At 59.5% G+C, this 24,282-nt stretch carries 24 protein-coding genes; 8 read left to right on the forward strand and 16 right to left on the reverse strand.

Annotation, left to right across the window (positions count from 1 at the left end; all coding sequences use genetic code 11):
- Positions 1-10: 10 nt before the first annotated feature.
- From JJ917_11935 to JJ917_11985, 11 genes are all read right to left on the reverse strand, one after another.
- Positions 11-1,156 (reverse strand): Gfo/Idh/MocA family oxidoreductase, encoded by a 1,146-nt coding sequence (locus tag JJ917_11935; GenBank protein ID MBO6699533.1) that lies wholly within the window; start codon positions 1,154-1,156, stop codon positions 11-13.
- Between the two features lie 18 nt (positions 1,157-1,174).
- The gene (locus JJ917_11940) at positions 1,175-1,939 is read right to left on the reverse strand and encodes a sugar phosphate isomerase/epimerase (protein MBO6699534.1); all 765 of its coding nucleotides are present in this window, start codon (positions 1,937-1,939) and stop codon (positions 1,175-1,177) included.
- A gap of 141 nt (positions 1,940-2,080) precedes the next feature.
- On the reverse strand, positions 2,081-3,769 hold the full coding sequence (locus JJ917_11945) for a HAMP domain-containing protein (GenBank protein ID MBO6699535.1): 1,689 nt from the start codon (positions 3,767-3,769) through the stop codon (positions 2,081-2,083).
- Positions 3,770-3,787: 18 nt separating this feature from the next.
- Positions 3,788-4,414, reverse strand: coding sequence for a hypothetical protein (locus JJ917_11950; protein MBO6699536.1), 627 nt, complete (start codon positions 4,412-4,414; stop codon positions 3,788-3,790).
- A 164-nt stretch (positions 4,415-4,578) separates the two neighbouring features.
- Positions 4,579-5,634: a hydroxyacid dehydrogenase gene (locus tag JJ917_11955; protein ID MBO6699537.1), complete on the reverse strand. Its 1,056-nt coding sequence runs from the start codon at positions 5,632-5,634 to the stop codon at positions 4,579-4,581.
- On the reverse strand, positions 5,631-6,746 hold the full coding sequence (ugpC, locus tag JJ917_11960) for a sn-glycerol-3-phosphate ABC transporter ATP-binding protein UgpC (GenBank protein MBO6699538.1): 1,116 nt from the start codon (positions 6,744-6,746) through the stop codon (positions 5,631-5,633). The genes JJ917_11955 and ugpC overlap by 4 nt, the downstream gene beginning before the upstream one ends.
- A gap of 16 nt (positions 6,747-6,762) precedes the next feature.
- Positions 6,763-7,752: a hypothetical protein gene (locus tag JJ917_11965; GenBank protein ID MBO6699539.1), complete on the reverse strand. Its 990-nt coding sequence runs from the start codon at positions 7,750-7,752 to the stop codon at positions 6,763-6,765.
- Positions 7,753-7,764: 12 nt separating this feature from the next.
- Complete coding sequence (locus JJ917_11970) at positions 7,765-8,646, reverse strand: carbohydrate ABC transporter permease (GenBank protein ID MBO6699540.1); 882 nt, start codon at positions 8,644-8,646, stop codon at positions 7,765-7,767.
- Positions 8,646-9,719, reverse strand: a complete 1,074-nt coding sequence (locus JJ917_11975; GenBank protein ID MBO6699541.1) for a sugar ABC transporter permease — start codon at positions 9,717-9,719, stop codon at positions 8,646-8,648. Before JJ917_11975 ends, JJ917_11970 begins: the two co-directional genes overlap by 1 nt.
- Positions 9,720-9,800: 81 nt before the next feature.
- Positions 9,801-11,078: an extracellular solute-binding protein gene (locus tag JJ917_11980; protein MBO6699542.1), complete on the reverse strand. Its 1,278-nt coding sequence runs from the start codon at positions 11,076-11,078 to the stop codon at positions 9,801-9,803.
- On the reverse strand, positions 11,075-12,172 hold the full coding sequence (locus tag JJ917_11985; protein MBO6699543.1) for a LacI family DNA-binding transcriptional regulator: 1,098 nt from the start codon (positions 12,170-12,172) through the stop codon (positions 11,075-11,077). Before JJ917_11985 ends, JJ917_11980 begins: the two co-directional genes overlap by 4 nt.
- 211 nt (positions 12,173-12,383) lie before the next feature.
- On the opposite strand from JJ917_11985, the gene fdhD reads away from it, so the two are divergent.
- Complete coding sequence (gene fdhD, locus JJ917_11990) at positions 12,384-13,199, forward strand: formate dehydrogenase accessory sulfurtransferase FdhD (GenBank protein MBO6699544.1); 816 nt, start codon at positions 12,384-12,386, stop codon at positions 13,197-13,199.
- The gene (locus JJ917_11995; GenBank protein MBO6699545.1) at positions 13,196-15,532 is read left to right on the forward strand and encodes an FdhF/YdeP family oxidoreductase; all 2,337 of its coding nucleotides are present in this window, start codon (positions 13,196-13,198) and stop codon (positions 15,530-15,532) included. The genes fdhD and JJ917_11995 overlap by 4 nt, the downstream gene beginning before the upstream one ends.
- A 6-nt stretch (positions 15,533-15,538) precedes the next feature.
- On the opposite strand, the gene JJ917_12000 is transcribed toward JJ917_11995, so the two are convergent.
- Positions 15,539-16,765 (reverse strand): outer membrane protein transport protein, encoded by a 1,227-nt coding sequence (locus JJ917_12000; GenBank protein ID MBO6699546.1) that lies wholly within the window; start codon positions 16,763-16,765, stop codon positions 15,539-15,541.
- A gap of 256 nt (positions 16,766-17,021) precedes the next feature.
- Positions 17,022-18,221: a hypothetical protein gene (locus tag JJ917_12005; GenBank protein MBO6699547.1), complete on the reverse strand. Its 1,200-nt coding sequence runs from the start codon at positions 18,219-18,221 to the stop codon at positions 17,022-17,024.
- A gap of 169 nt (positions 18,222-18,390) precedes the next feature.
- Between JJ917_12005 and JJ917_12010 the strand changes: the two genes are divergently transcribed.
- A complete protein-coding gene (locus JJ917_12010; protein ID MBO6699548.1) occupies positions 18,391-18,726 on the forward strand; it encodes a hypothetical protein in 336 nt (111 codons plus the stop codon).
- A gap of 147 nt (positions 18,727-18,873) precedes the next feature.
- On the forward strand, positions 18,874-19,158 hold the full coding sequence (locus JJ917_12015) for a hypothetical protein (protein ID MBO6699549.1): 285 nt from the start codon (positions 18,874-18,876) through the stop codon (positions 19,156-19,158).
- Between the two features lie 50 nt (positions 19,159-19,208).
- Here the strand turns inward: JJ917_12015 and JJ917_12020 are convergent, their stop codons facing one another.
- Positions 19,209-19,934: a tyrosine-protein phosphatase gene (locus tag JJ917_12020; protein MBO6699550.1), complete on the reverse strand. Its 726-nt coding sequence runs from the start codon at positions 19,932-19,934 to the stop codon at positions 19,209-19,211.
- Between the two features lie 807 nt (positions 19,935-20,741).
- On the opposite strand from JJ917_12020, the gene thpR reads away from it, so the two are divergent.
- The 4 genes from thpR (at position 20,742) to JJ917_12040 (ending at position 22,864) form a co-directional block, all read left to right on the forward strand.
- The gene (thpR, locus tag JJ917_12025) at positions 20,742-21,278 is read left to right on the forward strand and encodes an RNA 2',3'-cyclic phosphodiesterase (protein MBO6699551.1); all 537 of its coding nucleotides are present in this window, start codon (positions 20,742-20,744) and stop codon (positions 21,276-21,278) included.
- 10 nt (positions 21,279-21,288) lie between these two features.
- Positions 21,289-21,573 (forward strand): 4a-hydroxytetrahydrobiopterin dehydratase, encoded by a 285-nt coding sequence (locus JJ917_12030; protein ID MBO6699552.1) that lies wholly within the window; start codon positions 21,289-21,291, stop codon positions 21,571-21,573.
- 65 nt (positions 21,574-21,638) lie between these two features.
- On the forward strand, positions 21,639-22,055 hold the full coding sequence (locus tag JJ917_12035; protein ID MBO6699553.1) for a DUF1232 domain-containing protein: 417 nt from the start codon (positions 21,639-21,641) through the stop codon (positions 22,053-22,055).
- A gap of 470 nt (positions 22,056-22,525) precedes the next feature.
- The gene (locus JJ917_12040; protein ID MBO6699554.1) at positions 22,526-22,864 is read left to right on the forward strand and encodes a divalent-cation tolerance protein CutA; all 339 of its coding nucleotides are present in this window, start codon (positions 22,526-22,528) and stop codon (positions 22,862-22,864) included.
- A gap of 3 nt (positions 22,865-22,867) precedes the next feature.
- Here the strand turns inward: JJ917_12040 and JJ917_12045 are convergent, their stop codons facing one another.
- Together JJ917_12045 and JJ917_12050 are read right to left on the reverse strand one after the other, a co-directional pair.
- Positions 22,868-23,365, reverse strand: a complete 498-nt coding sequence (locus tag JJ917_12045) for a hypothetical protein (GenBank protein ID MBO6699555.1) — start codon at positions 23,363-23,365, stop codon at positions 22,868-22,870.
- A gap of 75 nt (positions 23,366-23,440) precedes the next feature.
- Entirely contained in the window at positions 23,441-24,211 is a 771-nt protein-coding gene (locus JJ917_12050; protein MBO6699556.1) for a hypothetical protein, read from the reverse strand.
- Positions 24,212-24,282 lie beyond the last annotated feature (71 nt).

Here is a 24,282-nt window from a genome sequence, read left to right on the forward strand (position 1 = left end):
TCAAACCTTGTCAGGCAAGCAGCGCTTTGGCTTCATCGGCGCTAAGCGGTGCCGGTCGCTCGCAACGCGTTGATGGCGTGATGAAGGTTCCTGTTTCACCCGAATTCAGGATTGACCCCATCACATCGACCGCGTGAAGCGCCAGGTCGAAGGCGCAGCGATGCGGGCGATTTTCCTGGATGGCCGCGACCATATCGGCCAATCCTGCCGCGCGGTAGTTGGCTTGCGGTTGCCCCCCATGCACTTCCTGTTCGACACCGAAGGGATGATCACTGTCTGAAAGAACGGTGGTGCCGCCTGACGGATCGACCTTCTGGACAGCACCACCGAAAAAGTTCGGATCAGGGACATAGAGCGAGCCATCGGTGCCGTAGAGTTCCATCGGCTTGTGGCGATGACCCCAGACATCCCAACTTGCCGAGAGCGTGATCGATGCGCCCTGCTCAAACGCCAAAAGCGCATGGATCGTGGTCGGCGTGTCGACGGGAATGGTCTCGCCCGCGCGCGGCTGCGAACTAATGGTACGATGGGTACTGGCGGCTGTGGTGAGCGCCGCCACCTGTCTCACCGGCCCCAAGAGCTGCAGCAGGTTGGTGATGTAATAGGGTCCAAGGTCGAGGACCGGCCCGGCCCCCGGCTGGTAGAAGAAATCCGGATTGGGATGCCAATGCTCCATCCCGTGGCTCATCACATGGCAGGTGCCCGACGCGATGCGGCCGACGGCGCCCTCATCAATGGCTTGGCGTGCGGTCTGATGGGCGCCGCCGAGAAACGTGTCCGGCGCTGACCCGATGCGCAGGCCAGTCGATTCGCATAGCGCGCGCAGCTCCTCGCCCTCGGCCAGGGTGAGCACGAAGGGCTTTTCGGAATAGGCGTGTTTGCCAGCTTCCAAAATGCTGCGGGTGACGCTGGCATGAGCGGTCGGGATGGTAAGGTTGACGATGATCGCGATGGATGGGTCGGCCAGGAGCTGGTCGACGCTCATAGCTGGCACACCGAATTCGTTGGCGCGTGCTTCGGCAGCCGCAGGATTGATGTCGGCAACGCCGCGTACGTCTATGGTGCGGAACAGGGGTGCGAGCCGCAAATATGTCGAGGCAATGCTTCCGCAGCCAATGATACCAACGCCAAGGCGTTCAAGGTTGCGCGTTGTCATCGAACAGTCCTTGGTGGTTCAGGTGGCGTCGAAAGCGCGCAGCGCCGCCAAAGATGTGCTGGCAAAGCGGCGATCATCGGCGGGGTTGTCATGTTCGACAACCAGTGCCGGCACGCCGAGCGCCTTCAGCTTGGAGTAGATACCGGGCCAATCCATGATGCCTTGACCGACATCGGCCCAGCCGTCCTCATCCATCTTTTGGCCGGTCGGCGCGATGTCTTTGATGTGGGCGGCGGCGACACGCGACCCGTAGCGGTCGAGCCATGCGGCGGGGTCCTGGCCCGCGATATGGGCCCAGGCCATATCGAACTCCAACATAACATGATCGCTGGCCTCCAGGATCAACGCCATGGGGAATTCGCCGGTAGGCTGCTGGTGAAACTCAAAAGCGTGATTGTGCCAGCCAAAGGTCAGTCCAGAATCGGTGATCGGTTTGCCGATCTCGGCGAGCTTTTGGCCAAAGCCTCGCCACCCGTCCGCATCATTAGGCCGGTCTTCCGGTGCCAAAAAGGGCGCAAACACCGACGTCATGGCAAAGCGTTTTGCGATCGCGATGACGGCGCTCGGATCGGCCTCAATCAGAGCCAGATCGAAATGCCCGGTGGGCATGGCAAGCCCCGTGGCGTCCAGGCCGGCTTCCAGGTCGCTGAGGGCTTCACCGTCAGTGAACAGCGCGCCATAACCTTCAACGGCGCTGTAGCCGATTTCGGCGAGCATGCTGAGCGTGGCGCTGAGTGGGCCAAACTGGCGCGAGCTGTAGAGTTGATAGGCGAATTGGGTCATGCGCTTCTTTGCCGATTGTGTGTGGTGATCGGCGCGCAGATGATATTCGCGGGCCCGCCTGCAGGGTGGCCTGTCAGCGGGCAAGAGGCAAGGGCAACAGAAAAGGGGGATCGTCGTGCAACGATCCCCCTGTTTTTGGTTCTAGGCGGCTTCGCGAATCTTGGTGAGGAACTCGCCCATCGCGTCGCGCATTGACTGTGAGCGCCCGTGCAGATCCTGAATGGATGCGCTCATCGTCGTACTCATCTGACCCGTGTTGGCGGCAGCCTCACTCATCTCACCCATGGCATTGGTCACGGTTGAGGTGCCGTTGGCAGCCTCGGAGACGTTGCGGGCGATTTCAGCGGTGGCCGCGTTCTGCTGCTCGGTGGCGGCAGCCATCGCCGATGTGCGCTCGGCAATGTCTTTGACCATGTCAGCGACCGATGCCGTGGCGTCGATGGAATCATCGGCTGCCAATTTCATCTCCGAAATTTGAGCGTCGATTTCTTCGGTCGCTTTGCCGGTCTGTTCGGCCAAAGCCTTCACTTCGGAGGCCACAACGGCAAAGCCTTTGCCGGCTTCGCCGGCACGTGCCGCCTCGATGGTGGCATTCAGCGCCAGAAGGTTGGTCTGCTCGGCAATGTCCGTGATCAGCTTGGTGACGTCACCGATGCGCGCGACCACCTCTTGCAGACGGCTCACTGACTGGTTGGAGCGATCGACGCCGCCGGCGGCATCGCCGGCTGCTGATGACACGCCGTTCACCTGTTGGTTGAGCTCGGCGATCGATGCCGTCAGTTCCTCGGTGGCGCTGGCAACGGTATTGACGTTGTTGGTGGCGTCGGCCGAGGCGTTGGCAACGCTTTGCGAACGTTCGGCGGTCGATTCGGCCAGACCGGACATTTCCGTGGCTGAACCATTGAGACGGTCAAACTCCTCGATCATCGATTCAGTGACAGTCAGCACGGTGGATTCAAAGCGCTCCGCCATGTCGTTCAAAACGGCGCGGCGCTCCTCATTGGCCTTTTCGCGCTCGCCGTTTGCTTCTTCTTCCAATGCGGCCGTGCGCAAAAGGTTGTCGCGGAAGATACGCAGCGCGTCGGCCATGATGCCGATCTCATCGCCATGGTCGCGGAAGCCGATTTCATGTTCCGTCTCACCGTTGGCCAGTCGCTCGGTAGTCTCGCTCAGGCGACGGATGGGCCGTGAGATCATCACATAGTGCAGAGCGCCAAACAGGGCAGCAAGCAGCGTAATGAGTGCGCTGCCGACAATCGTCACAAGCGAAGCGCGGGAGAGCGCCGCCTTCTTGTCGGCAAGCAGTTCGCCGTTGCGAACCTCAACGTCGGATGCCAGCGCACCAAAGGCGTTGAACATCGGGTCAAGCAGTGCTTCACCTTGGCCGGTTGTTTCCATTGCGCGGGCAAGATCGACGGTCATCGGATCACGCATCAGGGCAAACTGGACCTCAGCATGATCGGCAAACCAGGTTTGCCATGCCGCGCGAATTTCCTGAACGCGGGCGGTGAAACGGGTGTCCACATCGGCGGACTCTGCCTCCAAACCGTTGAAGATGGCCGCGATGTCGCCATTCAACGTTTGGCTGCGATCATCGAGGCTCTGGTCGCCGGTCATCACGAAGGTGCGTGCGGCGAGAACCTGATCGAGAATGTCGTTGCGCAGGTCCTCCATGTCACGAGCAAACGTGTTGACCTCCATAAATTGCTCGGCGGTCCGTTGGGATTCTTGGATGCTGAGAATTGAAACAGTGCCAGCTATGGCGGCGATCAAAGCCAGACCGACAAAGGCAAAACCGGCTTTTTTAGAAATGGAAAAATTGGAAATCATGATCAGGCGTCCTGTCGGTTAGCTGCCGGCGCTACGGCGCTGGAGTTCGGTCAGGTTCACTTCGACGGTGGCCGCGCCGATGGCACGCGTGCCGTCCTCGCTTGGGATGCTAAGGTTGAGCTGCGCACGCCAGATGCGCCGATCCTCATCCCACTCGGCTTCGTCGATGAAAACGGCATCGGGACCGTTTGGAAACGTGTTCTGAAACTTGGCTTCGTCGCCTTGCCAATAGTCGCCCGTAATGGCGCTTTGGCCGACATTCAAACCGTTGGCGTCAACGACAAAAATCTCGGTGAACAGGCCCAGTGCGCCGGCTTGGACGCGCGTGAGATAAGTCGATAGCGGGCTCGACATCGTCGAGGCGATCAGCGGTTTGTCGTCTTGCTCGCGCTCGGCGCGCCATTGCTGATCAAGGGTCTCAATGGCGGCGACATCAAGTGAGCCGCGTGCCGCGTTCTGCGCTTCCACCGACATGCTGACGACGGGACTGGCCAGCCACTCACGCGTCTCGGCAACAAAGGCCGCATTGATCAATCGTTCGGGGTTTGGCGCCGCGCCCGGGTTGTTGGCGAAGGCGGTGCCGCTTGTCTGTGTCAAGCCGGCTACCAGAAGCGCTGATGCCAGCGCCATTGAGTGTCGTTTCATTGAAATGTCCCTACCCATAAGTGCCCATGTTGTAGGCAGTTATCCTGTAGGGAATATTACGAACGCGTTAAGTGCAGAAATTCTAATGCTTTCCATTTAAGGTTGTAACATCAACGGTTTACCTTGCATGGGATGTAACTCGAACGAGCCTGCCAGCCGATCGGCTAGGACCGATTTGCGGCCAGTTCTTCGACGGCCCTAGCGTCACCTACGCCCGCAAGTGCCGCGACATCGAGTGTCGCTGCACGATTGAAATGGCGGGGTGTTTTGCCGTCTAAGACCAGCTGTAAGTCCCTCAAAAGCAGGTCGCCGATCAGCTGGCGGCCGCCTTCAACGGCTGCTGCTCTATGCGGTGAAAAGACGGTATTGGGGCATCTGCGCATTGGGTGGTTAGCGGGAACGGGCTCGTCGGGGAAGACGTCGATCGCCGCTTTTATGTGGCCTGCTTCAGCAGCAGCGAGAAGCGCGTCGAAGTCCACCAGATGCGCGCGGCTAATGAGCACCACGGTGGCATTCTGCGGCAGTTTTGCCAGCAAAGGTCCGTCGATCAGGTGGAGATTGTCACGCGTCGGCGCCGCCGCAATGAACAAGCAGCGCGATTGCGTCATCAGGTCATCGAGGCCCATCAAAGTCACGCCCGCTTCCCGTGCGCGATCTTCCGGCAGCCAAGGATCGTAGACGCTCACTTTCGGGTCAAAGGGCGCGAGCAACCGATGGACTTCACGTGCGATTGAGCCGTAGCCAACAAAACCAATGGGCGCGCCAAACAATGTCATGTCCTCGCCGGCGCAATCATCGAGCCAGCGTTCATCACCACGGCGAAAGGCTTCGTGCTCGCGGATCAGCCCACGACCGAGTGAAAGCGCCATCGCCACGCCCATCTCGGCAACGCTCTGACGAAATCCAGGCGCGCAGGAAAGGACCTCAATGTCTCGTGCCTGGCAGGCGGCATAGTCGATGGTGTCGGGAAAGTGGCCTGACACTTCGGCGACCAGTTTGAGATTGGGAGCTTTAGCAAGTGTTTCGGCGCTCACCTGCGGCTCGGCGGCGACATAGGCGAAGGCCTTTGGCAAAGCATCGGCCAACAGGTCAGCTGGGATTGGCGCATCTTTGCCCCAAACGACATCAAACTGATCATGCAGCGCTTCTAGAGTTTGCCGGGAAAAGAGTTCATCGATCTGGCGCCAATGAGCATCCAGGATCAGGGTCGTTTTGCTCACGCCGCCTTTTCCGCTTCCAGTGTCTTCACCGCATCCTTGGCGTCTTCATCCTGCGGGAAAAGGTGCGTCATGTCAGGCGGAAAGGTGAAGTCGAGCCGTTCGCCGGTTCTATAGATCTTATCTTCTCCAAGGGTTGCGATCAGTTTGCTGCCATCGGCGAGTTTCACATCGACCACCGTTTCGCTGCCTAAGCGTTCGGTCAGCATGACGGTGCCGTGCAACATCGCGCTCGAAGGGTCGGCGGGCGCGAGATATTGAGGACGTACGCCCAAAATCGCGGTGTCGCCAACGCCAAAAGAGCGCCCGCGTGACGGCACGGAGACCAGATCAAGGGAGGCATTGCGCACGGTGATCTGGTCATCCGAAACGGCGTCGACGGTCACCGTCAGGAAGTTCATGGAAGGGGCGCCGAGGAACCCGGCAACAAAAAGGTTTGCCGGCTCATGGTAGAGCTTCATCGGTGAGCCGATCTGCATCACCTTGCCGTCCTTGAGCACCACAATCTTGTCGGCCAAGGTCATCGCCTCGACCTGATCATGGGTGACGTAAATCATCGATGCTTTGAGGTCCTGGTGCAGCTTGCCGATCTCCATGCGCATATCCATGCGCAGCGCAGCGTCGAGATTGGAAAGCGGCTCGTCGAAGAGAAAAACCTTCGGATCGCGGACGATCGCCCGCCCAATGGCGACGCGCTGACGTTGGCCACCGGAAAGCTGGCTGGGGCGACGATCAAGCAGATGCTCCATTTGCAGGATGCGCGCGGCCTCGGCGACTTTGGCATCCTTTTCGGCCTTGCTCGCCTTGTTGATCGTCAGGCCAAAGGCAACGTTCTCGCGCACCGTCATGTGCGGAAAGATCGCGTAGGACTGGAAAACCATGGCGATGCCGCGACGCTTGGGCTCGTAGTCGTTGACCACCTCGCCGTCGATTTCCAGCGTACCGGAGGTGATATCCTCCAGGCCTGCAATCATGCGCAGAAGCGTTGATTTACCGCAGCCGGACGGCCCGACGAAAACGACGAACTCGCCGTCGTCAATGTCGATATCCACGCCCTTAATGACCTCGATGCGGCCATAGCTTTTGCGCACATTGGTGAGTTTCAACGATGCCATTGCCAGTCTCTCCGTCTTACTCGGCTGCCTGATCCTGATAGCGAATGAACAGATGCCCATCCGCGTCGAGGCTCACCGGTTCGGGGTTCATCACATAGCCTTTGAAATGTTCGCGTCCGCCATCGGCAAAGCCCATGATCATCAGGCCGCTGGGTGTATCGGCGATCCGCCCCGCATAGCGACGGGCGGGCAGCGCACCATCCAGGAATCCTGGTGCAATGCGCCAGGGACCGCGTGGGCTGTCGCCAACAAGGTAGTGGCTGCCCGACACCGGGCCGCCGGGTGTTCGATTGGCCTGATCGGCGGAAAAATGGTCGGCATGGGTGCAGAACAGGCAGTACCAGCGGCCTTGGTGCTCAAACACTTGCGGCACCTCCAATTGGCCAAAACCGCCATCGAATACCGGCGGCTGAAGTGTCCAATCGGTGAGGTTGGGCGAGGTGGCAAAGCCAATGGCGCCAGCTGAGTTGGCTTCATCGCGGCCTGGAACGCGGGCGGTGAAATACATCAACCAGCCCTCGCCCTCCGGATCGCGCATCACCCACGGGTCGCGCATCGCGCGGTCATGCCAATAGCCTTTGACCCAATCGGCTTCGTAGTGGCTGGCGTTGGGGCCTTGCAGATCAAGGCAGAGCCCGTCGCCAACCCGCTGCCAGTTGTGCAGATCGGTTGAAGTGGCGTGGCCAATGCGTTGGTACATGCCGTCTTCTTCGCGGCAGGAGCCGGTGTAGAAGAGGTGCCAAAGGCCTTGATCGTCCTGCACCACGCTGCCGGTCCAAGTAGTGTAGTCATCCCAGGCAATGTGATCGGTCGGCTTCAGGCAGGTGCCCATATGCTCCCAGTTGATGAGATCATCGCTGACCGCATGGCCCTGGCTGACATTGAAATGGCGCAGCTCCGGATCGCCGAGCGATTTGTCGGCCTGCAAAAAGAAGACGTGCCAGCGCTGCCCGTCGTGAGCGTACCAACTGTCCCAGATCCATTTGTCGGGTAGGCTTAGTGTCATGAAGAAAATCCGTTAGCCTTTGACGCCGGTCGAAGCGATCGAGGCGATGAAGGCGCGTTGCAAAACAAGATAAAAGGCAAGAACCGGCACGGTGATGAGCGTGAGATAGGCCATCACCTCGCCCCAGGGCACGTTGAGCTGGTCGGTGAAGTATCCAAGCCCCACCATGACCGGGCGGATCGCCTCTTCCTGCACGACCATCAGCGGCCAGAGATATTGGTTGTACATGAAGAGGAATTTCAGGATCGCGGCGGTGGCGAGCACGGGCCCGGACAGGGGCATGACGATCTTGCGGTAGATTGTCCACCAGCTAGCGCCTTCAACGCGGCTCGCCTCGATCAGTTCGCGTGGCAAATCGCGGAAATATTGCACGAACAGGAAGATAGTCAGGCCATCGGCAATGAACGGGATGATCTGGACGCGGTAGCTGTTAAGCCAGCCAATCTCAAAACCCTCAATACCAATCCAAGGCAGCTGTGAGGCCATCAGCAATAGCGGAATGAAGATCGTTTCATAGGGAATGATGAGCGTTGCCAGCAGGATTGAGAAGAGGATGCTGCGGCCCTTCCACTCCAGGAACACGAAGGAAAAAGCCGCCAGCGAACAGACGAACAGCGTCAGCACCACTGTCGTGCCCGTGACCAGCACGGAGTTCATCACAAACACGCCGATGGGCGCGCGCTCAAACGCATCCCAATAGTTTTGCAACGATAGATCGCCGACCGGCAGGAAGGCCCGCAAGCTGTTGGTGTCGTTGAGCAATTGCTGGTCCGGCTTCAGCGACGACATCGCCATGAACAGCAGGGGGAAGACGAAGACGATTGCCACGAGCACAAGCACTGCATAACGCGTTGCCAGGCGCAGTCCGTGATTATCCTGGGAGATGCCAGCCATTACCGCTTCTCCCGTGTCAGGTAGCGTTGGACGAGCGAGATGCTGAGCACGATTAGGAACAGAAGAACCGAAATCGTCGAGCCACCGGAAATATCCTGGCGCTGATAGCCACGTTCGACCGCCTGGAAAACCAGGACCTGTGTGGAGTCGAGCGGTCCACCGCCGGTCATCACATCGATCTGAGCAAATAGGGCAAATGCCTGCATGGTGATGACGATAAGGATGAGAACCGCCGTGTTCCGCAGGCCTGGCCAGGTAACATAGCGGAAGCTCTGCCATTTGGAGGCGCCTTCGATGTCGGCGGCCTCGTAGAGGGTTGGCGAGATGGTCTGAAGTCCGGACAGCCAGATCACCATGTGAAAGCCGACGCCTTGCCAGATCGACATGGCCATGATCGACGGTAATGCTGTGGAGGTGTTGCCGAGCCAGTCTCGCGGCTCGAAAAGGCCGAAACTCAGCCAGCTCAAGATGTTGTTCAACAGTCCGTCGCCGGGGGAATAGATGAACTGCCAGAGCAGAGACACGACGACGATCGAGACGACAACGGGCATGAAGTAGATGGTGCGGAAAAAGTTGATGCCGCGCAGACGTTGGTTGATCAAAAGCGCCAAAACCAGTGCCAGGCCGGCCTGAACCGGTGCAACGACGACCACGAAGTAGAACGTGTTTACCAGCGCCTTCATGAAGACCACGTCGGAGGCCAGAACAACCACGCGGTTCTCGCCCGACTGCCAACCGAACCATTCGCGTTTTCCCTGGAGGTTGGGGTAATCGGGGTTGTTGCGGGTGAAGTTTCTGAGGCGCGGATAGGCGATGGCTCCGTCATCGTCGCGCACCACCGCGCCTGCTTCATCGCGCTCCGGCTCCAGCGTGAAGACCGCCAGGCCTAACAGTTCGCGGTAGTTTTCAAAGCCGACATATTCAGTCGGGTTGGGCGAGGCGAGGCGTTGGTTGGTCAGCGAGAAGGCGAAGGCCAGGAAGAAGGGTAGGATGATGAACGTGGCGATCAGCGCCACGCCTGGCGTTGCCATCAGCCAGCCGGCGCGGTTCGATTGAGTGAGTTTGGATGCCATGATGCGCGCCTTGCCGCCTGGCCCGGAGCCGATAAGGCTCCGGGCTGGTTAGCGTGAGGAAACCATGCGCCCTAACGGGCTCTAGTGGCCGTAGCCATTGTTGGCTTCGATGTCGGATTCGATCTCATCGACGGCTGCATCAAGTGCATCGACCACGTCAGCGCCATTGGCGATGTCGGCCAGAGCGCCCTCAAAGATCCGAGCTTGGACGATGTAGCCAGGTGTGACCGGACGTACGAGCGCCTGGGCTTCCGACAGGCCGTAGAACACCTCCAGCGGAGCGCCTGGGGCATAGAACTCGCTGTCGGCCGCGGCTGAAGCGGTCGGCGGGATCAGGCCCGTGCCATCGGAAAAGGCTGAAAACCAGCGGTCCTGAAGCGCGAACTCAATGAAAGCAAGGGCGCCCTCGGGGTGTTCAGATGTTGCGGACACGCCAAACTGCCAGGATGCGGCGCCGATAGTGGAACCATTTCCAAAGTCGGGGGCGGGCAGGAAGAGTGCATCCTCGCCGAACTCTTCGACCACCGGGCGCGCAGCCCAGTTGCCGTTCCAGGAGATGGCGTAGGTGCCGTTCAGAAGCCCGGCATCGCGGTCAGCGGCGTCCTGGCTGGTGCCTGGCGCCAGGTTTTCCTCAAACAGCATCTGCCACCATTCGCCAAACGCGACGGCTTCATCGCCGTTCAGCACGCCTTCGGCGGACTGATAGGTCTCGCGGTCGATGATGTCGCCACCGAAGCTCTGAAGCAGCGGCGAGAAAGCATAGGGGTACCATTCCCCGCGCCAGGCCATGCCGAGATCAAGGGGGTATTCGAAGTCGCCGGAGTCGCGGATGGTCATCAGCGCGGCGGTGAATTCATCACCCGTCCAAGGCTGCTCAAGGGTCGGAACGCGGATGCCATAGCGCTCCAAAGTCGAGCGCCGTGTGGTCATGGCGACAGCAGCGTCCCAAAGGCCGACCGAATAGATCTCTCCGTTCCAACGGCCAATCGGACCGGGCAAAAAGCCTTCCAGAACGCTTTCATCGATCCCAAGCGGTTGCATGTATCCGGCCCAAGCCCAGTTGGGCATCACTGGACCATCGACATCAAGAATATCGGGCAGTTCACCGGCCAAGGCGGCGGCGCCAACAGCGTCGTTGTAGGCGAGCTGCGGGAAGGTTTCGATCACCACCGTCCAGTCGCTCTGGCTGGCGTTGAATTCATCCACCAATTCATTGACCAGCCGTTCCTCAGCATTGGCGCTGCCAGCACCATGATACCAGAGGCTGAGTTCGGTCTGAGCCTGGGCGAGGCTTGTGCTTGCCGCCAATAGCGCAACCACGCTGAGGGCTTTGGTGAGATGATTCTTGGACGTTTTCATTGTTGTGTCCTCCCTATGGATGTGATGTCGGCGATGTTGGTGACGGTGGCTGGGCGCGGCAGGACGCTGTCGCGCCAGCACACTGGGCCGCTGACCAGCTGCGGCTCGGCGGGTGCATCCTCGCCTTTGATGAGCGAGAGCAGCATGTGCGCTGCCCTCACGCCCATGGCGGCGTAAGGCAGCTCGACGGTGGTGAGCTGCGGGTAGAGCGTCTCAGCGATGAGGCGATGATTGTCGAAACCGGCGACGGAAATGTCCTCGGGCACCTGGAGACCGCGTGAGCGCAGGATTCCGTAGGCACGCAAGGCGATGCGGTCATTACCAAAGCAGATGGCGGTCGGGGGCGTTGCGTCGGTCATCACCCGCTCGATGGCATCCCAAAGCAGCTGCGCTTCGGCCTGCGGATCGTTCATGCGGGTGTCGGCCGGAATCACTAGGTTTGGATCAAAGGCGATGCCGGCCTGTTCCAAGGCATCGCAGTACCCTGCCGTGCGCAGGCGGGTGGCATCGATGTCATTAGACAGCGAAAGATAGGCGATCCGGCGGTGACCCTTGGAGATCAACGCGTCGACCAGCATCTTTTGGCCCAAACGATCGTGCGGCAGAACGCAAGGGGTGCCGGCATCGTCATAGCAGTTGGCCAGGACCAGTTTGGTCCCGTCGGGCACCGGGGGCAGCGCAACTTGCTTGTGATAGTCGCCGACAAAAAGCATGCCTTCCACGCGGTGCTCGGTGAAGGTGCGCATCAGGTCGGCGATCCGCTCCTGCTTGCCGCCCGTGTCGGAGATGAGCAGCGACATGCCATTGTCTTCCAAGACCCGCTGGACCCGCTGGACGATGATCAAATCGGGTAGGCCACCAAACTCGCTGCTGTCGGGCGCGAGCGAAATAGCGCCGGTGATGAGGCCGATGAGCCCTGAGCGGTTGGAGCGCATGGTGCGGGCGGCGAGCGAGGGCACGTAGCCCATCTGCGTGATTGCAGCTTCCACCTTGGCGCGCGTTTTCACCCCCACCGGGGCATCGCCATTGATGACGCGGCTCACGGTCTTGGGCGAAACGCCAGCGGCTTTCGCCACATCGTAGATGGTTGCCAACTCGTCCTCCCAGACGTTTTGCTACACGCTTGGCGCGCGTTTTTTGCTGTATGCACCGTTTATGACATCGGTGTCATTTTGCTGACGATGCCGGAAAGTTGCACTCTCGTCAACCGGCTTGCTCGCGGTCATGGACAGCTGGAGGCTGATGGCGCAGTTTGGGACGAGGCATCCGACGCAACTTATTTTGCGGCTTGGCAAGGGAGTAGATATGGCGGTTAGCGGCAAGGTTGAGGCATGGCGGGGCACAGCTGATGGACATCAGCGCGTGGTCCTTGATGTGCCCGAAGAACTGCCGCTTGAGCTGCGCTACAACGGCACTGCCTACGCCACCATGATGGTTTCGCCAGACGGTCTGAACGACTTCGTGCTCGGGTTCTCACTGACCGAAGCGATTATCGAAGATGCCAATGCTATCAAAGGCTTGACGGTGAGCGAGGAAGAGGGCGGCCTGGTCGCGCATGTGACGCTCCACGGTACGGATTACGCCGCGTTTTTGCGCAGTGAACAGCAAAAAGGCCAGCGTTCGGTTCCGGGGCGATCTGGCTGTGGGATTTGCGGCGTGCGCACGCTGGACGAGGCGCGGCGCGTCTTGCCGTTGGCGCCGGCGGGCGCAGTTCCTTCTCTCGATGCCATCGGCAAAGCGCTGGGGGTTCTGCAGCAGGCGGACACTGCCAGGGGTGCCCATGCTGCGGCTTATTGCACAAGGGATGGTGCCATCGCGGTGCTGCGCGAAGATGTCGGGCGGCATAACGCGCTTGATAAGCTGATCGGCGCGCTTATGCGTCTGCCGAAAACACCCGATCTGGCCAACGGGTTTTGCCTGCTCACCAGTCGCTGTTCCTATGAAATGGTGCAAAAGGCCGTACGCGGCGGAATCTCCACGCTCGTGGCGATGGCCTCGCCGACCGCTCTGGCGCTGCGGGTGGCCGAAGAGGCAGGCCTCACTGTGATCGCGCTCGCCAAACAGGATGGCATGGTGCAGTTCACGCACACCCATCCGAGCCCGCAGGAGATTGCCGTATGAGCGAGGATAAACCGGACGGTGGGCCACCGGATGGTGTCCGGCCGTATGATGCGCCCGCTGGCGGTTGGGGGGCACTGCGCTCAGTGGCCAAATCGCTGCGCAAGGAGCAGCGGATCGCCGAAGGCGCGGCTACGCTCTTGAAGACCAATCAGCCGGACGGGTTCGATTGTCCTGGCTGCGCGTGGCCGGACCCCAAGCACACCTCCAGCTTTGAGTTCTGCGAGAACGGTGCCAAGGCGGTCGTTTGGGAAGCAACAGCCAAGCGCGTGGACCCGGAGTTCTTCGCCGCGCACACCGTGTCGGAGCTTTGGACGAAATCCGATCATTGGTTGGAAGCGCAAGGCCGGGTCACCCATCCGATGCGCTTTGATCAGTCCAGCGACCGCTACGTGCCGGTGGCCTGGGAGGTAGCGTTTGATGCCATTGGTGAGGGGCTAAAGGCGCTCCCCGATCCCAACATGGCCGAATTCTATGCCTCGGGCCGCACATCGAACGAGGCGGCGTTTCTCTACCAACTCTTCGTGCGGCTCTTCGGGACGAATAATTTCCCCGATTGCTCCAACCTCTGCCATGAGCCGACCTCGGTTGGCCTGCCGCATTCCATCGGCGTCGGCAAAGGCACGGTGAGCCTGGACGATTTTGAGCACACCGATCTCATTCTTTCCATAGGCCATAATCCGGGCACCAATCACCCGCGGATGTTGGGCACGCTGCGCGACGCGGTGAAGCGTGGCGCGACGATCCTGGTGTTTAACCCAATGAAGGAGCGGGGTTTGGAAAAATTCCAATCGCCGCAGCACATCAGTGAGATGGCGACGGGTCAGTCCACCGATCTGGCGCAGACCTTTTATCAGGTGAAGATCGGCGGCGATGCGGCGGCCATCAAAGGCATCATCAAGGCATTGATTGCTTTGGATGAGGCCGGTGCGGATGCACTGGACCACGCCTTCATCGCCGAACACACCGAAGGGTTTGATGCGCTGGCTGCCGATGCGCAGGCGGCACGTTGGGAGGAGATCGAGACAGCGTCCGGTCTCACCCGCGAGGCGATGGAAGAGGTGGCCGCGATTTATGCCAAGGCCAAGGCAACGATCATCTGTTACGGCATGGGTGTTACCCAGCACCGGTCTGGCTCTAAGAATGTGCAACAGATCGCCAACTTGCTGCTTTTGAAGGGCAATATGGGCAAGCCCGGCGCGGGTATCTGTCCGCTGCGCGGCCATTCCAACGTGCAGGGCGACCGAACGGTTGGGATCAACGAGAAACCGCCCGAGGCGCTGCTCGACAGCATGGAGGGGGTGTTTGGTTTCGCGCCGCCGCGCGAGCATGGTCATTCGGTGGTGGAAAGCATTGAGGCGATGGTCGATGGCCGGGCCAAGGCGGCTATTTGCCTGGGCGGGAACCTCGCCATCGCATCGCCCAGCCCGCAAGATTGTATCGAGGGGTTTCGCAAGCTTGATCTGGCGGTGCACATCACCACCAAGCTCAACAGGTCGCACCTTTTGATCGGCGGCGAGAGTTATTTGCTACCCTGTCTTGGGCGGACCGAAAAAGACATTCAGGCGAGCGGCGAGCAGAGCGTGACAGTGGAAGATTCCATGTCGATGGTGCACGCCTCGAAGGGTTTTCTAGACCCGGCCTCGCCGCATCTGCGCTCTGAGCCTGCCATTGTTGCCGGCATTGCCAAGGCGACGGTCGGGAACGCACATGTCGATTGGGAAGCGATGGTCGGGGACTACAGTTTGATCCGCGAAAAGATCGAAGCGGTCTTTCCGATCTTTGAGGATTTCAACCGCCGCATCCAGGATCCCGGCGGCTTTCTGCTGCCCAACCCTGCCGCTTCACGGGTTTGGAATACACCGTCGGGCAAGGCGCAGTTTTTGCCGTTTCCAGGGCTGGAAGAGGATGTGGTGCTCGATGATCCAGACGTGCTTAAACTCACCACGGTGCGCAGCCACGATCAGTACAATACCACGATTTACGGGCTTGATGATCGCTATCGCGGGATCTTCGGGCGCCGCGATGTGCTCTTCATGAACGATCGCGACATCAAACGCCTCGGCTTTTCAGAGGGTGACCGCGTGGACCTGGTCAACGCCATGGACGACGCGCGGGGCGTCTATGCGCTAACCATCGTCGCATACGATCTGCCAAAAGGTTGCTGCGCTTCGTACTATCCGGAAACCCAGCCACTGATTGCGCTCGATCATCGCGATGAGCCGAGCCGCACGCCCTCGTTCAAATCGATCCCGATCCGTGTGCGTTCGGTGTCGAACGGCGCACCAAAGCACATGAGCGTTGGCCGAGATGGCTTGGTGGGGATGTCCGAGTAACGCGGACTAAAAGCTCACCTTCAGTGAGGCGTTGAGGCCAAACACCCAATCATTGCCGTAGGTCGCGGTGTAGCCCAACGGGTTGGCCGCGCCGCTGTGTCGGGTTTGCGTCGAGACGGAGCCTGACGTCATGAGGCCAGCCGATCCGCCCACGACGATTTGGGCCTGTTCGGTGGGATTGTAGACAGCATTGAAGGCACCGACCCAGGTATCGGTCTGCGACGTGAACCCGTTGGTTGCTCCCTGATCCCAGGTAAGACTCCCGGTGAGGGATAGCTGATCGTTGAGCTGGTGCACGCCGCCAGCCGTTGCCGTCCAGCTGTCATTCCATTGGAGCTGAAGCCCGCTCAGCTGCGCCGTGCCCGGTGCCAGCGTTCCACCGACACCGAGAAAAGCGCCGGGTATGGTTTGCGCGTTCACCAGGGGCATCGCGGTCGCCACGCTCCAGTCTGTCCAGCGGATTGAACCGAACGCTAACCAGCTCGGTGCGACACCCGACTGGACCTCCAACTCGAGCGATTGCGGCATGGAAATCGAGCCTTGGATGACGGCGGTACCAGGCACGGAGGAAAAGGTTCCCTTCATGTCGAAGTCGACTTGGGAGTTGTAGATCAGGCTCGCCCGCAAGGCATAGGCGGGGATCTCGTAAGCTAGGCCGACCCGCCACGCCCAACTCCAGTCGTCCACATCGGTTGTGGCCACGCCAATTACAGGAAAGGGTGGCGCGACGCCGGTGTTCAAAACCGATTGGGTGAGTTCATAGCGCGCATGTTGGTACGATACACCGCCAACAAGGCTCACTTGACCGGTATCCAGGTGGTGGGTGCCTGCGCAAGTCAATCCATAGTCCTGTGAGGAGAAATGCTGGTCAATCGCGGCAGCCGACGCAATGAAGCCCGTGCCGTAGTTCGCATGACCTTCCCAGGGCTGCCGGAAGGAGGCCATGCAGCGCAGATGTTCGCCGGCACGACCGATGGCGCTGGCGCGAAAGATAGTGAAAGCTTCTGCTTCAGGGGCAGTCGTGGTTCCTGTCGTTGACGCAAGAAGGTTACCTGAAATGGCCGTATCGCTGGCGGCGACATTGCTGAGATCGCGATCTGGCACGAGGTGGCGGACTTGGGTTTCCACGGCAACAGTCTGGCTGGTGATGAACAGTGCATCCCAGTCGCGTTCGCCCGAGTCGTAACCTCCGGCCATGGCAGGTGACTGAGCAAAGGCAAGCCCCACGGCCAAACCCCACGCTTTTGCTGCAACGCTTTTCGCCCTCGTCATTGTTTTCCGCCCCCAAAACATTCCCTGAGTCTTCTCGATGGGAACCATGGGTATTTGCCTTACCCCGGACCCATCGGTCCTGAGCGTGCGTGAGCAAGACGGGCGAACCGTTGAGATTCGTCAACCAGACCGTGCAATGGGCGACAACGGCAACGGACGACCAGCCTTTGCCATGAAGGTGATGGCCCTGTGGGGATGCCCGAGTAGGCGGATCTAGCTAGGCGTGGCTGACCATCAGCCCTTCGCGGATGAGGCGTTTGACCAGCACCAGCTTGCCATCGTCGTCCAAATCGCTGGGCAGGTCACGGATTTTGAACCGCTGGTTTGTCAGGCAGGTTTCAAGTGCTGATTTGGTGTGCGCCGGCAGAAACATTTCCGCGCCCTGGCAACTCACCTGAACCACCGGATTGCCTTCCGGATCGGTGCGATCCTGAAGCTGGAAGATAAGCTGCGGCTGGGCGCCGACCTCTGAATCGGCTGACAGTTCGGCCAGACGGGCAAGCTGGCGCATCTGACCAGGTACGCGCGGCACGCGATTGCCGATAAATTCGGAACGGATATCGCTCACCAGGTCGGGCAAGCTTGCGCTGTCTTGCAAGCGCTTGAGCAGATCGGCGAAGGTCGCCTCCATCGCGCCCATATCGAAATCCCCGCGTGCGTGGCCAGGTGGCAGCGAGGCGCGAAACGCTGGGTCTTTATGCGCAACGGCGATAACCGCCTCGGTGACAAGGTCCGCCCAGGTGCGGGTCATCAGGCCGGTGGTGATGTGCAGCGAGGTCTGATCCGTCGCCACGGCGTCATGGGTCAGGCCGCGTGGCACGTAGCACATGTCGCCGGGCTCGAGCACGAAGCTGTCAGTCTGCTCACCGATCGGCACGTCGTGGGGGTTGAACGCCTGCGTGTTCAGCGGCAGCTCGACCGGATGGTCGTAGATACGCCATTCCTTCGTGCCTTCCACCTGCAGAACCAATACATCGTGATTGTCATAGTGGGCGCGAAAGCCCTGGGAATGGGCTGGAGTCAGATAAATGTTGGTCTGGATGCGCGAGGAAAACACGTTCTCCAGCGCCCGGCAGAAGCGGGCTAGCGTTGGCAAGCGTTCCTGCAGGTTCGACATGATGATCGTGGCACCATCGGCGAACAGCTGGTTGACACGTACCGCGTCGATGAAACCTGATTCATAGGCAAAGTCTGCGGGCGTGATGGTGGCGTCGGCGCGCACCACATTCACTTCTGGAACGCTAAGGCCCATCGTGGTGACGACCCGGTCGATATCATCCACGGAGACCAGGTCGCGATAGTAGTCCGGCGTGTTGCGATGCACGACGAGATGTTTTTTCTCAAAGCTTTCGCCGAAAAATGCCTCGCGTGTGACTGGCGCGATCGACCAATCAAAATCCAGCGCTGCGTGTTGCATCGCATCCCCCGATTTTTATCGTTCTTGTTGTCCGGCCAGCAGGCGTAACGCCTTGGCAGAGCCGATGCAACGCCACGCTGTGCAAACACGTCATTGACGCTTGGAGGTTGCCGGGACTAGTCTGCGGCACGGGGGCATGCGCGTCTGCGCCAATTGGGGGATCCAGTCGATGGCTGATACACCGAAAAAACGATCAAAAACGCTGAGCGAATCAGACATCACGACCAAACGTGGCGTTGGACGGCGGACCTTTATGGGCATCATGGCAGCTGGGTCTGTCGGAGCGGCATTGGCTCCGACAACGGTTGCTGCGGCTGATGTCGATAATGGCACCTGGACCGATTCGGGCAGCTGCCCGCGCCTTCTGCCAGCTGGTCTGACGGATTCTGATGGTGGCGCGTATGCTGATCCCGCAGGCGCTGGGACCTATACCGGCTATACCGACCAGGACAATGGCAACATCACCGACGATGGTGGCCGTGGCCGTGGTGCGCCTTACTGTTAAGACGCTGGCCTAGCAGCTTTTTTACGACTTTGCGATGAGATGGACCGTGGCGTCGTATGACGCCGCCGGTTGCCCATTCATGTCCTTGCGTGCGAGATTGTGATGGGCCAAAACACTTTGGCTTTATCAGACGCACTAGGATTTCCAATGAACGATACGCCCAAAAAACCAGCCAGAACTCTGGGTGAAGACGACATCACGACCAAGCGCCATCTCGGACGGCGGGCCTTTTTGGGGATCATGGCCGCTGGATCCGTTGGTGCCGTTCTAACGCCAACCCAAGCTGCAGCAGCCGATGTCGACAATGGCACCTGGACGGACTCAGGTAGCTGTCCGCGCGGCGGTGGCGGGGCCTACACCAATCTGACCGATTCCGATAATGGCAACATCACCGATGCGGCGGGTTATGGACGTGGCGCGCCCTACTGCTAGGGCCTACCGCCTTTTGGTTTTGACACAGGGCGCGGGCAACCGCGCCTTTTTCATTCCCGGTGCAGGACCGTGTCGCCGAAGAAGGATGACAGCATCTTCGGCTTGAAGGCGGCCGCGATGGCTTGCGGGTCGTAACCGTCGCGCACCCATTGCATGAAGGTCTGCCCCTGGGGCACGCCATCGCGCACATAGGTCTCGACCATGGCGTCCAAAACCCCGGTCTTTGAGCCTTTGATATGGCCATATCTCAGCGTCATCTGGCTGAGCGCGCGCTCATAATCATTGTGCAGGATGAGGAAATAGAGCGCGCTGCCGAGGCTCGCTCGGTCCGCGCCCGCTTTGCAGTGAATCACCGCCGGATAGGCGATGGATTTCAGCAGCGTTTCAAGCTTTTCCAACTGGGCAACATCCGGCAAAGCGCGTGACCGCAATTGCAGGCCCTCAAAGGCGATGCCGGCCTGTTCGGCAGCTTCAACCTCCAGTGGGTAGGAGCCATATTGCATGCCGCCGCGCAGATTGATGATGGTTTTCACCCCCATGCGCTGCCATTTGCGCACCTGATGCGGCAGCGGCTGCGATGAGCGGTAGAGCTTGTCATCGACCTTGTGGAAATTGGTGTAGACGTAGCGGATGAAGCCATGATCCATCGCCAGCATGTCGAACCAGGCGTGCAGACGCCGTCGCCAGCCGATAAGGGGCGGCTTGAAATAGGCCGAGCGCTCTTCAACCCGTGAGGGGAAGGCGCGGCGGTAAAGGCGTTTGAGGGTTGGTGGCACGCGGGCCCGTTACTCGTCGATGAAAGACGGCCCGTTCCTATCCATGTCGGTCGCCGAAGGCAATTGCTGCGGAACGATGCGGATCAGGAGCCGAAGAGCGGAGTGTTCTTGCCCGCCGCGAATCGCGTGATTCTGAGTCGAATCAAGAGGATGGAACGAATCGCGACTCCAAAGGTGGTTGCGGCTTTGTTCGCATTTTGATTCATACTTGGACTCATCGTCATTCCGTTTGGCGGTATGATTCCTCCTTTTGTTCTTGGTGCTTAGCAAGATTGAACGCCGGTTAACGAACCGCTTCTCGTTTGTGCGCTGACGTTTACACTATGGTCAGATCGTCTGGCTGTTCTTCGGGCATTGTTGCATCGCCGTTATGATTGCGGGGCGACGTCGCGATGGTTTGCTGACCCATATTGGGACAGGAACGCACTTGCATCTCGCTGGAGTCGGCGCGTAAGGGTAGAAGGCCACTTCGAGTACAATCGGGCGAGGGGCGTTGTCGGCGAAGCTACTGTTGCTCGTTGGGCGTTAACCTTTTGCAGCGCCAACTGTCGCGCGCGTTAGGCCCGTGTTTCAGCTTTGTTCTTCCAAAAGCGCGACTCAGAACGTTTTCAGAGTCAACGCCCCCAGCCAAAAAAATCGTTTCCTCAAAGCGTCCCGAACTGATCTTGCAGCAGGCCGCGGCTATCCCCACCTCGAAAGCCGGCTGTCGTATGGGATTCACACAGGATCTGCAGGGTTCGCGGCAGCACCAGCCATTGATTTGGGTCGGCTGGGCTATCATCATGGGATGAGGTTGAGGGAAAGACGATGCCGCGCTTGTTCACCGGTTTGGAGTTGCCGCGTGTGGTCGCCGATCAACTCGCCCTGCTTCAGGGCGGCCTACATGGTGCGCGGTGGATCGACCGGGACAATTTTCACATCACGCTGCGATTCATCGGCGATGTCGATCACGCGATCGCCCGCGAGGTCGTGTCGGCGCTGGATCGCGTGCGCCACGGCCCCATAACGCTGACGCTCGATGGCTTGGGTTCGTTTGGTGGCAACAAACCGCATTCGGTATTCGTGCGCATCGCGCCAACGCAGGAGCTGGCGGATTTGCAAGGCGAGCAGGAGCGCATCATGCAGCGCCTCGGCCTTAAGCCCGAGCGACGCAGCTTTATCCCTCACATTACGTTGGCCCGGTGTCGCGGCTTGCAACCCGGCGCGGTGGCGCATTGGCTGTCGCTGCGTGGGGGGATCATGAACCTTTCTTTCGAGGTTGATCGCTTCGTTCTCTATTCATCGCGAGACTCGGTGGGTGGTGGGCCCTATGTGGTGGAAGAAGACTATCCTCTTGTTGCCTGAAGGAGTGCCCATGCCCCGCTTGTCTGACGCTGATCGATCCACCGCCCTTGCCGCCCTGGAGGGCTGGAGCCTGGTTGAAGGCCGCGAGGCCATCGAGAAGCGCTTTGTGTTCAAAAACTTCGTCGAAGCCTTTGGATTCATGACCAAAGCGGCGCTTGAGGCGGAAAAGGCAGACCATCATCCTGAATGGTCCAATGTCTACAAAACCGTCAATGTCACGCTCACCACCCATGATGCGGGCGGTATCACGGACAAGGATATCGCGCTTGCCAAGGCATTCGATGCTTGCGCCTAAGCGTTGCGAATGCGGTTAAGCGTCCCCACATATCGCCTCAACACAAAATCCAAGAGGACCTTTTGATGAGCGTCGAGACCGCCTCCACCACCGCAAATGATGACCCGAGCAGCGCCGGTATCGATGGCGATGTGCTGGGCGAGGACGAGCGCACGCGGTTCGACAAGGACGAGGCGCGGGTGCGGCGCGACTTCTGGGTGACCGTGCGCAAGGCCGCTGGCAGCATCCCGTTTATGGATGAACTTGTGGCCGCCTATTACTGCGCTCTGGACAGGGAAACGCCGACACGGGTGCGCGCCACGCTGCTAGGCGCTCTGGGCTATTTTGTGCTGCCGCTGGACGGTATTCCGGACTTCATCCTGGGTCTCGGTTTCACCGATGATGCGGCGGTGATCATGGGCGTTTTGGCGCTGATGCGCGTCCATATCACCGACGAGCATCGCGAAGCGGCCCGTAAAGCGCTGTTGAAGGATCAGGGTTAGCGCGCAACCCTTCCTTTTTGCCGTCCTCACGCCTGCTGCTGCTGCGGGCGAGCCTTTGTCATCATTGTCATCCCGGCCTCGAGCCGAGATCTGCCACACCCTCTGATTGGGATCGATCCCGGATAGCCTCCGGCTTTCGGGATGACAGCGACGGCGCAGGTGCTTTTTTGCTCTTGGATTGCGGTCCAATCGCGCAACAAGAAAGGGGCTGACCAATGTGGTCAGCCCCCCGCGTTTTTTGTCCAGGATCGAACCTGTTTCGACGGCCTACCCAACCGGGCGCGCCGCCAATGGTGTGGATTAGCGCGCTCTCAGAGGCTGCTCTGACCCGCTCGCTTCACCACCAGTTCTAACCTGGCCATAAAAATCGCTCGACATCAGTCACCTCCTTTCGGTTGTTGAAAACAGGTTGAAGGTGATGCCGAATCAAGGCGTTGGCAAGAGCGAATTTGGGCAAGGGAGAAAATGCAGTGGAACTGATGCAAGATGAATCACCAGACCGCTTGGTTTGTGTGCAGGTGACCTATGCTGACGCCAAACTTGCGCGTGCGGTCGCCAAAGAGATCGTCGAAAAACGCTTAGCAGCCTGCGTTCACCAGGTGCGCATCTCATCCACCTATGTCTGGGAGGGCAAAGTGGAGGAAGAGGCCGAGCACCTGCTTACCGCCAAAACCACCATGCTGCGCGCCCGCGACCTGGAAACCTTCATCCGCGCCAACCACCCCTATGACGAGCCGGAGTTTCTCGTTCTGCCGGCCGACGCGGCAAGCGAAGGCTATGCGAAATGGGTGCGCGAAAGTGTGGCGTAAGCGCTAACGTTGACCGTTCCCGTCGCGTGGTTTGGGCAGGCCTGATCCAGCTTCGAGCCTATCGGTCGGGATTGTGAGCAGTGCGACAAACACCGAAAAGACAAACAGATTGGTCGCCCATTGGAGGGTCGAGCCGCCGCCGATGAACACCAGCATCATGATCCCCAGCATGCAGGTGGCCAATCCCCCAGGCAGGCCCATGTCGCGAATGCGCTTGGCCATGACATTGCCGCATGCCGCTACCGACATGCCAAGCAACGTAACCGATAACCAAAGGCTAGCGCTGTCCCAGGGCAGGGCGTCGTAGGTGCGCCCAGCGCTTGATGCATAGCTTGATTCCAACGCGGCAGCGCTGCCGATGGTGGCAAGAAAGACGAAGCTGAAGAGATAGGTCGCCGTCATCGCAACTGTGAACAAGAGGGCAAAGGGCAGGGGTTTCAGTCGGCCCTTGTTCCACTGCGTGAACAGGCCGGTCAGCGCAGCGTTGGTCATGGGATGCATGGGCGGTGCCCCCTGCTGATCATGATTGGCAGCGGTGCCAATGCACCCATAAAGGTATGGCGCAACTATGGTCGGTCAACTCGTTGCTTGCGGCGGACCATATCGGGTCGCCATGCCAGCGGCGTCGTCATCGCTGATGAAAGATCGATTTCCCATGTATTGCGCCTGATCTGCATAGGCAGGTTGAGCCACGATGGTTGGACTGATGCCGTCCTTGGAGGCATCGCGAGGTCCGTAGTGCATGAGCGACTTGAAGTCATAGTCGGAGTAGCTCACGACGTTTCGAATCTTGAAGTTTATCTCGTAGCCGGGAGCGATATTGCCGTCGATGATATCGACATAGGTGTCTCGATCTTTGCGGCAATGCTCATGGTCCAGCCCGAAGGAATGGCCGATCTCATGGACGATCACGAACTTCTTATGCCATTCGGCGATGCGTAGATTCTGTTTTTTGCCCCGGTATCCAACAGTAGCGCTGTTTCCGGCTCCGTTTTGAACCAAAACATAGCCGACCTCATTCGTTCTCCGGCGAAACGACACGTTGGCGACCTTGGTCCACTCTTCCGCCGCATCTAGGAAGTTTTGCTGGTTGGCAGCGCTGACATCATTGGCAAAATCGTAAATCAAAATGCCAGACGGCCATCGATTTCCACTGAAGCCACGCGTGCGAATATCGTCGAGGAAAAACTCCATGCAATCGAGGAACAAGACATCTTCTTCATCTTCGGTCTCTGTCGTTGCTTGTGGGCGCGATGCGGTGAGGAACTCTGCCAGCAACTCTTCGTCGGGTGGTTGCAAGCTTTGACGCTCGCTTTCATCGTTCGCATCAGGAAAAAACGTGGCCATAGACTACTCCCTTTCGAGCAGTTTTGATGAACTCACTGTCGTTTCATATCGGCGATAGATGTATACTGTAT

The organism is Hyphomicrobiales bacterium (assembly GCA_017642935.1).
In the GTDB taxonomy this organism is placed as follows: domain Bacteria; phylum Pseudomonadota; class Alphaproteobacteria; order Rhizobiales; family MH13; genus MH13.